The following is an 8,143-nucleotide window of genomic DNA, read 5'->3' on the forward strand; positions in this document are numbered from 1 at the left end:
ATCATCAATTTTGTTGAGTGTTATGATGATGGAGTCTTGTGCTCTTAGTCTAGCTCTGGTCTACCGCTGGGACTTCGATCCTAGCGGGAACACTCATCATCATTTGATAGGGTAGACGCTTGTTTACGAAATTGTTTTTTGTTTAAGAACAACTTCGTAAGCAGGCGTTTTTTAGTATTTTCTACGGAAATATGCTATACTAAGGAAAAAGAAAATCAAAAACGTTCAGGTTTTCTAATAATCGTAGAAATGGGGTATAAGGATGAAGGCTATTATTACAGTGGTTGGCAAGGACAAGGCTGGTATTGTTGCAGGCGTGTCTACTAAGATTGCAGAGTTGGGTTTGAATATTGATGATATTTCTCAAACAGTACTGGATGAGTATTTCACCATGATGGCAGTCGTATCAAGTGATGAAAAACAAGATTTTACCTCTCTCAGAAATGAGTTTGAAACTTTCGGTCAGACCTTGAATGTCAAAATCAATATTCAAAGTGCAGCGATTTTTGATGCTATGTACAATATCTAGGAGGTAGCTATGGATATTAGACAAGTTACGGAAACCATTGCCATGATCGAAGAGCAGAATTTCGATATTAGAACTATCACCATGGGCATTTCCCTTTTGGACTGTATTGATCCAGATATCAATCGTGCTGCTGAAAAGATTTACCAAAAAATCACTACTAAAGCGGCAAATCTAGTGGCTGTGGGAGATGAAATTGCTGCGGAACTAGGGATTCCTATTGTTAATAAACGGGTATCGGTGACTCCGATTTCATTGATTGGAGCAGCGACTGACGCGACGGACTACGTTGTTTTGGCTAAGGCTCTCGACAAGGCTGCCAAGGAGATTGGTGTTGACTTTATTGGTGGTTTTTCGGCCTTGGTACAAAAGGGCTATCAAAAAGGAGATGAGATTCTCATCAATTCTATCCCACGAGCTCTAGCTGAGACGGACAAGGTCTGTTCGTCTGTCAATATCGGCTCAACCAAGTCAGGCATCAATATGACTGCTGTTGCAGATATGGGACGCATCATCAAGGAAACAGCTGCGCTATCAGATATGGGTGCGGCCAAGTTGGTCGTATTTGCTAATGCTGTTGAGGACAATCCTTTTATGGCAGGGGCCTTTCATGGTGTTGGCGAAGCAGATGTTATCATTAATGTCGGGGTTTCGGGTCCTGGTGTGGTGAAGCGTGCCTTGGAAAAGGTTCGTGGACAGAGCTTTGATGTAGTAGCTGAGACGGTCAAGAAAACGGCCTTCAAGATTACTCGTATTGGTCAGCTAGTTGGTCAGATGGCCAGCGAGAGACTGGGTGTTGACTTTGGAATTGTAGACCTAAGCTTGGCGCCAACACCTGCGGTTGGCGATTCTGTGGCTCGTGTCCTTGAGGAAATGGGCCTAGAAACAGTTGGTACGCATGGGACGACGGCTGCCCTCGCTCTTTTGAATGACCAAGTTAAGAAGGGCGGAGTGATGGCTTGTAACCAAGTCGGTGGCTTGTCAGGTGCTTTTATCCCCGTTTCTGAAGATGAGGGGATGATTGCTGCGGTGCAAAATGGCTCTCTGAATTTAGAGAAACTAGAAGCCATGACAGCTATCTGTTCTGTCGGACTGGATATGATTGCCATTCCGGAAGATACGCCTGCTGAAACCATTGCGGCTATGATTGCGGATGAGGCGGCAATTGGTGTTATTAACATGAAAACGACAGCTGTTCGTATTATTCCAAAGGGCAAAGAAGGCGATATGATTGAGTTTGGTGGCTTGCTAGGGACAGCTCCAGTTATGAAGGTTAACGGGGCTTCGTCTGTTGATTTCATCTCTCGCGGTGGCCAAATTCCTGCACCAATTCATAGTTTTAAAAATTAATAAAAAGTGAGAAGATTTAAGTTGAGTTTAAGGATGACTGTGTATACTATAATCATTAAATAAAGACCTCCTAACTTTATTTAATAGAAATCCTAAACTTTTTCATAATAATCTCCTAGGGAAGCTACCATAAGGGTAGCTTTTCTTGTGGTAAAATTAGGAGAAGGAGCTTTGCTTTTGAAAGCCGAATATTTCTTTGATCCATGATATAATAGAAGAAAATGGAGGATAGAAAATGTCTAAAGTAAGATTGTACTTAGTCCGTCATGGGAAAACCATGTTTAACACGATTGGACGTGCTCAAGGATGGAGTGATACGCCTCTAACTGCAGAAGGTGAGTTGGGAATTCATGAGTTGGGAATTGGCTTGAGAGAGTCTGGTTTGCAGTTTGACAGAGCTTATTCCAGTGACTCAGGGCGTACCATTCAGACCATGGGAATTATCCTAGAAGAACTGGGCTTACAAGGGAAAATCCCTTACCGCATGGATAAGCGAATCCGTGAGTGGTGCTTTGGTAGTTTTGATGGGGCCTATGATGGGGATCTCTTTATGGGGGTCATTCCTCGTGTTTTCAAGGTGGATCATGTTCATCAGTTATCCTATGCGGAGCTAGCTGAAGGTTTGGTAGAGGTTGATACTGCTGGTTGGGCGGAAGGTTGGGAAAAACTTAGTGGCCGAATCAAAGAAGGTTTTGAAACGATTGCCAAAGAAATGGAAGAACAAGGTGGCGGGAACGCCTTGGTTGTCAGCCACGGGATGACCATTGGTACGATGGTTTATCTCATCAATGGCATGCATCCGCATGGTATAGATAATGGTAGTGTGACCATTCTAGAATACGAGAACGGCCAGTTTACAGTCGATGTCGTTGGTGACCGTAGCTATCGGGAACTGGGACGTGAGAAGATGGAAGAAGCCTCTATTTAATCAGTCTAGACTTACTTTCTATGAACTAGGGATTTGATAAGAATATCAAGATAAGAAAAAACAGCCGAAGGTAATCCTTTCGGCTGTTTTTGACGGGGAAAACTAAAGTGTAATGCTGTTGTTTTTAGAGATTTTCATAAATAAGAGTAATGAACTCACGGTTAGAACAGTTAGGATAGTTGACAAGGCTGCCGCTACACCGTAATTCCCTCTGAGAACTTCTGTATAAATAGCTACAGTCATTGTTCTTGTTTTGACATTGTAGAGGAGGATAGAAGTAGAGAGTTCTGAAATCATTGTGACCCAAGATAGGATGGCTCCAGAAATAATACCAGATAGCATCATTGGAGTTGTAATCTTGGCAAAGGTATTGAGACGACTACTTCCTAAGCTTTCAGCGGCTTCTTCAATACTTGGGGCTATTTGTTGTAAGCTAGCAACAGATGAGCGAATAGTATAAGGTAATCTTCTGACAGATAGGGACATAATTAAGATGAAAGCAGTCCCTGTAATCATAAGAAATCCACTTCCAAATAGACCAGTATTGAAGGAAGAAATGAAGGCAATCCCTAGAACGGTTCCTGGTACAATATAAGGGACCATACTGAGGCTGTCAATTAAGTTTGTAAACAAATTTCGTTTTCTAACGGCTAGGTAGGAGATAAATGTTGCAAATAGGACAACTAGAACTAAGGCAATCAAAGGGATACGAATGGTATTGAAAATAGCAGACCCCATACGATTGAAAGCTACCTTGTAACTGTTTAGAGAATAGCCTTTGACAAATACCATACCTGATGTTTTTAGGAAAGAAGTATAAATCAAGTAGACTTGAGGTAGAACAGAAAACAAGATAATTCCGTAGACTGTTGCATAAATAGCAACCATTTTTCCTTTTGTAGTTTTTTTAGGTTCAATTGGATGGAGCGAATTCATGCTGAAACTGTAGCGATTTGAAATGTATTTTTGGATAAGGAAAATTGCTAAGGCAATGATAATCGCCATAATTGCTAAAGCAGATGCAAAAGCAGAATTTCCTCCAACCTCGCTAATAAATTGGGTATAAATCAGGACAGGGAAAGTCCGATATCCTTCACCAATCAACATAGGCGTTCCAAAGTCTGAGAATGCTCTCATAAATACAAGCAAGGCAGCAGCTAGTAAGGTTGGAACTAGGAGTGGTAAAACAACCGTTACGATACGTTTAAATCCGAAGGACCCCATGCTTTCAGCGGCTTCAAGTAGAGAATTGTCAATACTTTTCATTGTCCCAGCAACGTATAGAAATACCAGTGGGAATAGTTGCAGTGTAAAGACAAGTACAATTCCTTTGAATCCATAAATATCGATAGCTGGAAGATGAAGGGAATTTGTCAGAAATTTAGTGATAACCCCATTTCGTCCCAGCAAGAGAATCCAGGAGTAGGCTCCCACGAAAGGAGCTGACATTGAAGCAATGATAATTAATATTTGTAGGAATTTCTTTCCCTTGAAGTCATACATGGAAAAGAGGTAAGCTAATAAGGTTCCTACGACTAAGGAAGTGATAGTAGCGGTAATGGAAACCTTGAAACTGTTGACGAGTGTTTCAGAGTAGTAGGCTTTACTAAAGAAAGTAACAAAATTAGCTAGTGAAAATTGTCCTTCATGTATGAGTGCCTGCTTGAGAACAGTAACGATAGGATAAACGAGAAAGACAAGATAGGTAAGAAAGATGAAGAAGGAGGAGGTTGTCCAAATATTTAGTTTTTTACGTTCCATGGTTGACTCCTTTTATCAGGTTTTGCGAACCATCTGCAGAAAAGACGTTTAATTTTTGAGTATTGATTCGTAGACGAATACGATCACCTTTTTGTAGATCTTCTTCAAAAGTTGATTCTTCGCTAACTTGAATTTTTGAGGTAAATCCTGTCTCAATGAAATACTCCGTATTTAGTCCAAGATAGACGCTATCGCTAATAGTTCCTTCAATATCTCCAGATTCATCTTTGATAAACTCTTCAGGACGAATGCTTACATGAATAGCTTGCTCCTCAGCATGATCAAGAGCTGGCATTCGAAGAGCATAGCCATCTGAAAAGAGGATATAAGCGCCGTCGCTTCGTTTTTCAAGATTGGCAGGAATAATATTTGTTCGTCCGATAAAGGTTGCTACAAATTCATTGGCTGGTTTATGATAGAGTTCTTTTGGTCGGCCGATTTGTTGGATAACCCCATCTTTCATAACAGCAATTTGGTCTGAAATAGCCATTGCTTCTTCTTGGTCGTGGGTTACATAAACAGTTGTAATTCCCACTTCGTGTTGGATTTCTCGAATGGCTTGACGCATATCCAAGCGAAGTTTGGCATCCAGATTACTAAGTGGCTCGTCCATGAGGAGAACACTTGGATTAACCGCTAAGGCACGTGCCAAGGCGACACGTTGTTGTTGTCCACCACTGAGTTTATCTGGCTTTCGATCCGCATATTGAGCAATTTGCATGAGTTCAAGATACTTATTGGTCTGTTGAATCAATTCTTCTTTTGGAACTTTCTTTTGCTTAAGACCAAAAGCAACATTATCTCGGACAGTCAAATGTGGGAAAATAGCGTAGTTTTGGAAAACCATGCCGATATTGCGCTTGCTGGGTTCCATATTATTGATTTTTGTATCATCGAAGTAAAATTCTCCGCCTTCGATACTGTTGAAACCTGCAATCATGCGAAGAAGAGTCGTTTTCCCACACCCTGAAGGTCCAAGAAGGGTAAAGAGACTTCCTTTTGGAATCGTAATGTTCAAATTCTCAATAACAGGGACATCGTGGTAGATTTTTTTGGCGTTAATAATTTTGATCTCACTCATAGTGAACCTCTTTTACTGTTTAGATTGGATATCTGTAAAGACTTCGTTGTATTTCTTAACGATATCTGATTTATTCTTGATGACATAATCATAATCTTCAGTGAGTGTTTTGATTTTGTCAATTGGTTTCATATTTTCGCTTGTTTTAGCATTTTTACGAACAGGACGGTTAGTAGTGGTTGTACCAAGTGTATCTTGTACTTCTTGAGAGATAATAAAATCGATAAATTTCTTGGCATTTTCCATATTTTTCGCTTTTTTAACGATAGCAGCACTAGCAGGTAGGAAGACGGTTCCTTCTTTTGGATAGACTACCTTAATGTTAGCTCCGTCATTTAAGAGTTTAACTGCTGGATCTTCATAAGAGAGACCAACAGCCATTTCTCCGTCAGCGACTGCTTTATAGACACCAGATGAGCTTGAACCGATTTTACCATCAATAAGTGTGAAGAGATCTTTTACATAAGACCAAGCTTTATCGTCTTTGTAACCACCTTGAGCTTGTAGCATATTTGTTAATTGAGCAAAGGCGCTAGAAGAGTTTGCTGGGTCAGCAGTTGCGATTTTTCCTTTTAGTTCAGGTTTGAGAAGGTCGCTATATCCTTCGATGTTCATGCCTTTCGTTAAATCAGGATTGACGATTAAAACACTACCATCTAGTGTATAAGGAGTAGAGTAGCCAGTTGTGTTTTGATATTCTTTGATAACATTATCATTTTCTTTTGAAGTATAGTTTTCAAAGAGTTCTCCGTGGGTAGCATATTGTGTATAAGAACCACCAAAGATAACATCGGCTACAGGAGCTTCTTTTTCTGACTCTAGTTTTTTGAAAAGTTCTCCAGTACCAGCTTGAATCAGTTCTACTTTGATACCATATTTTTCTTCAAAGGCAGGAATAGTTGCTCCGATTAAGCCCTCTGAGTTTGGTGAATAAACGACTAGCGAACCGCCGTCTCCTTTATCAGATGAACCGCCATCGGCAGATTCATTAGAAGAACAAGCAGCAAGACCAAAAAGGGCTAGTCCGCAAGCAGCATAATACATCCATTTCTTTTTCATGATGGATACCTCCGTTATGTTATTTAAGTTTATTTTAAAATAATGTAAGCGTTTTTAAAACTGATAATTCTATTCTATTAGAGTAAAATTCTCTACAAAAACGGAAGTAATCTTTTTAATTTTATAGTAGGGTTTGACAGTTAATCATTGGACAGTCAAATGTTATTTTTTAGATTGGATATCTGTAAAAATATCATTGTACTTTTTAAGAATGGCAGATTTGTTTTTAATGACATAATCTGAATCTTCAGTGGCAATATTGATTTCTGTCATAGCCTTCATATTTTTATTGGTTTTAGCATTTTTACGAATGGGTCTAATTGTTGTTTCAGTTCCTAGCTTATCTTGGATTTCTTGAGAAAGGATGAAATCGATAAATTTCTTAGCGTTTTCCATGTGTTTGGCATTTTTGACGATAGCCGCGTTACCAGGTAAAAAGACGGTTCCTTCTTTTGGATAAATTACTTTTACATCAACTCCGTCATTTAAAAGTTTTAAGGCAGGATCTTCATAGGTGAGCCCTACAGCCATTTCTCCATCTGCGACGGCTTTGTAAACATTTGAAGAACTAGATGCAATCTTTCCATCTACTAGGGTAAAGAGATTTTTCACATAGGTCCAAGCTTGTTCATTTTCGTATCCACCTTGATCGACAAGCATGTTTGTTAATTGTGCAAAGGCGCTAGAAGCATTACTTGGATCAGCAGTAGCAATTTTACCTTTTAATTTAGGATTGAGTAGATCATTGTAGCCTTCAATTTTAATATCTTTTGTAAGAGCTGAATTGGCAATGATGACACTGACATCCAGTGTATAAGGCGTGTAGAATCCGGTTTTATTTTGATATTCAGGGATTATCTGGTCGTTCTCTTGAGAAATATAAGGTTCAAAAAGATTTTCGTTAGAAGAGAATAGGGCGTAGGAGCCTCCGAAAATGACATCGGCTACAGGCGATTCTTTTTCAGCCTCAGCTTTTTTGAACAATTCACCAGTACTGGCTTGTACTAAGTCAACCTTAACACCATATTTTTCTTCGAAGGCTGGGATTGTTTCTTCGATAAGGTCTTCAGGGTTAGGTGAGTAGACAACCAAAGTGTTATCTGAACCTTTTTCAGTGTTAGTCTCCGCTTCTATAGCTGAAGAACATCCTGATAAAGTAAGAAATATCCATCCACAAGAGAGAAAGAATAGTAGTTTTTTCATAAGAATCTCCTTTTTTACGAACATTTTCTCTACCTAGATTGTTAATGTTTTTAAATTATAGAGTTCTACAGGATATAATAAAAACCTTAAAGAAATCTAAAACGGGAAATAGGAAAGGGGTGTCTCGAGCAAGGATGGTTGAACTGTGGATAGGATTTTGTACTGACCCCAAAAAGTTAGACAAATAATTATTGAAAGGATTTAGTTCTGTACTGCACAGGACTAAGTCCTTTTA

Annotated in this window: 7 protein-coding genes; 3 read left to right on the forward strand and 4 right to left on the reverse strand. The window is 39.5% G+C overall.

The window, feature by feature from the left end:
- Window positions 1-262: 262 nt before the first annotated feature.
- The 3 genes from M1F74_RS06815 (at window position 263) to M1F74_RS06825 (ending at window position 2,804) form a co-directional block, all read left to right on the forward strand.
- Entirely contained in the window at window positions 263-529 is a 267-nt protein-coding gene (locus tag M1F74_RS06815) for an ACT domain-containing protein (RefSeq protein ID WP_000644108.1), read from the forward strand.
- A 9-nt stretch (window positions 530-538) separates the two neighbouring features.
- Complete coding sequence (locus M1F74_RS06820; protein WP_061418356.1) at window positions 539-1,876, forward strand: PFL family protein; 1,338 nt, start codon at window positions 539-541, stop codon at window positions 1,874-1,876.
- A gap of 235 nt (window positions 1,877-2,111) precedes the next feature.
- On the forward strand, window positions 2,112-2,804 hold the full coding sequence (locus M1F74_RS06825; protein ID WP_247946641.1) for a histidine phosphatase family protein: 693 nt from the start codon (window positions 2,112-2,114) through the stop codon (window positions 2,802-2,804).
- Window positions 2,805-2,906: 102 nt separating this feature from the next.
- Here M1F74_RS06825 and M1F74_RS06830 read toward each other — a convergent pair whose 3' ends face one another.
- The 4 genes from M1F74_RS06830 to M1F74_RS06845 form a co-directional block, all read right to left on the reverse strand.
- Window positions 2,907-4,565 carry an ABC transporter permease gene (locus tag M1F74_RS06830; RefSeq protein ID WP_247946642.1) on the reverse strand — a complete coding sequence of 553 codons (1,659 nt, stop codon included), beginning with the start codon at window positions 4,563-4,565 and terminating at the stop codon, window positions 2,907-2,909.
- A complete protein-coding gene (locus M1F74_RS06835; RefSeq protein ID WP_247946643.1) occupies window positions 4,555-5,646 on the reverse strand; it encodes an ABC transporter ATP-binding protein in 1,092 nt (363 codons plus the stop codon). Before M1F74_RS06835 ends, M1F74_RS06830 begins: the two co-directional genes overlap by 11 nt.
- 12 nt (window positions 5,647-5,658) lie before the next feature.
- Complete coding sequence (locus tag M1F74_RS06840) at window positions 5,659-6,705, reverse strand: ABC transporter substrate-binding protein (protein WP_000731166.1); 1,047 nt, start codon at window positions 6,703-6,705, stop codon at window positions 5,659-5,661.
- Between the two features lie 162 nt (window positions 6,706-6,867).
- Window positions 6,868-7,908: an ABC transporter substrate-binding protein gene (locus M1F74_RS06845; RefSeq protein ID WP_247946644.1), complete on the reverse strand. Its 1,041-nt coding sequence runs from the start codon at window positions 7,906-7,908 to the stop codon at window positions 6,868-6,870.
- Window positions 7,909-8,143 lie beyond the last annotated feature (235 nt).

The organism is Streptococcus oralis (genome assembly GCF_023109315.1).
In the GTDB taxonomy this organism is placed as follows: domain Bacteria; phylum Bacillota; class Bacilli; order Lactobacillales; family Streptococcaceae; genus Streptococcus; species Streptococcus oralis_BS.

What these genes read in the sequence shown, in the direction of transcription:
- M1F74_RS06815 (WP_000644108.1), top strand. Translation starts at nt 263, where the DNA reads ATGAAGGCTATTATTACAGTGGTTGGCAAGGACAAGGCTGGTATTGTT.
- M1F74_RS06820 (WP_061418356.1), top strand. Translation starts at nt 539, where the DNA reads ATGGATATTAGACAAGTTACGGAAACCATTGCCATGATCGAAGAGCAG.
- M1F74_RS06825 (WP_247946641.1), top strand. Translation starts at nt 2,112, where the DNA reads ATGTCTAAAGTAAGATTGTACTTAGTCCGTCATGGGAAAACCATGTTT.
- M1F74_RS06830 (WP_247946642.1), bottom strand. Translation starts at nt 4,565, where the DNA reads ATGGAACGTAAAAAACTAAATATTTGGACAACCTCCTCCTTCTTCATC.
- M1F74_RS06835 (WP_247946643.1), bottom strand. Translation starts at nt 5,646, where the DNA reads ATGAGTGAGATCAAAATTATTAACGCCAAAAAAATCTACCACGATGTC.
- M1F74_RS06840 (WP_000731166.1), bottom strand. Translation starts at nt 6,705, where the DNA reads ATGAAAAAGAAATGGATGTATTATGCTGCTTGCGGACTAGCCCTTTTT.
- M1F74_RS06845 (WP_247946644.1), bottom strand. Translation starts at nt 7,908, where the DNA reads ATGAAAAAACTACTATTCTTTCTCTCTTGTGGATGGATATTTCTTACT.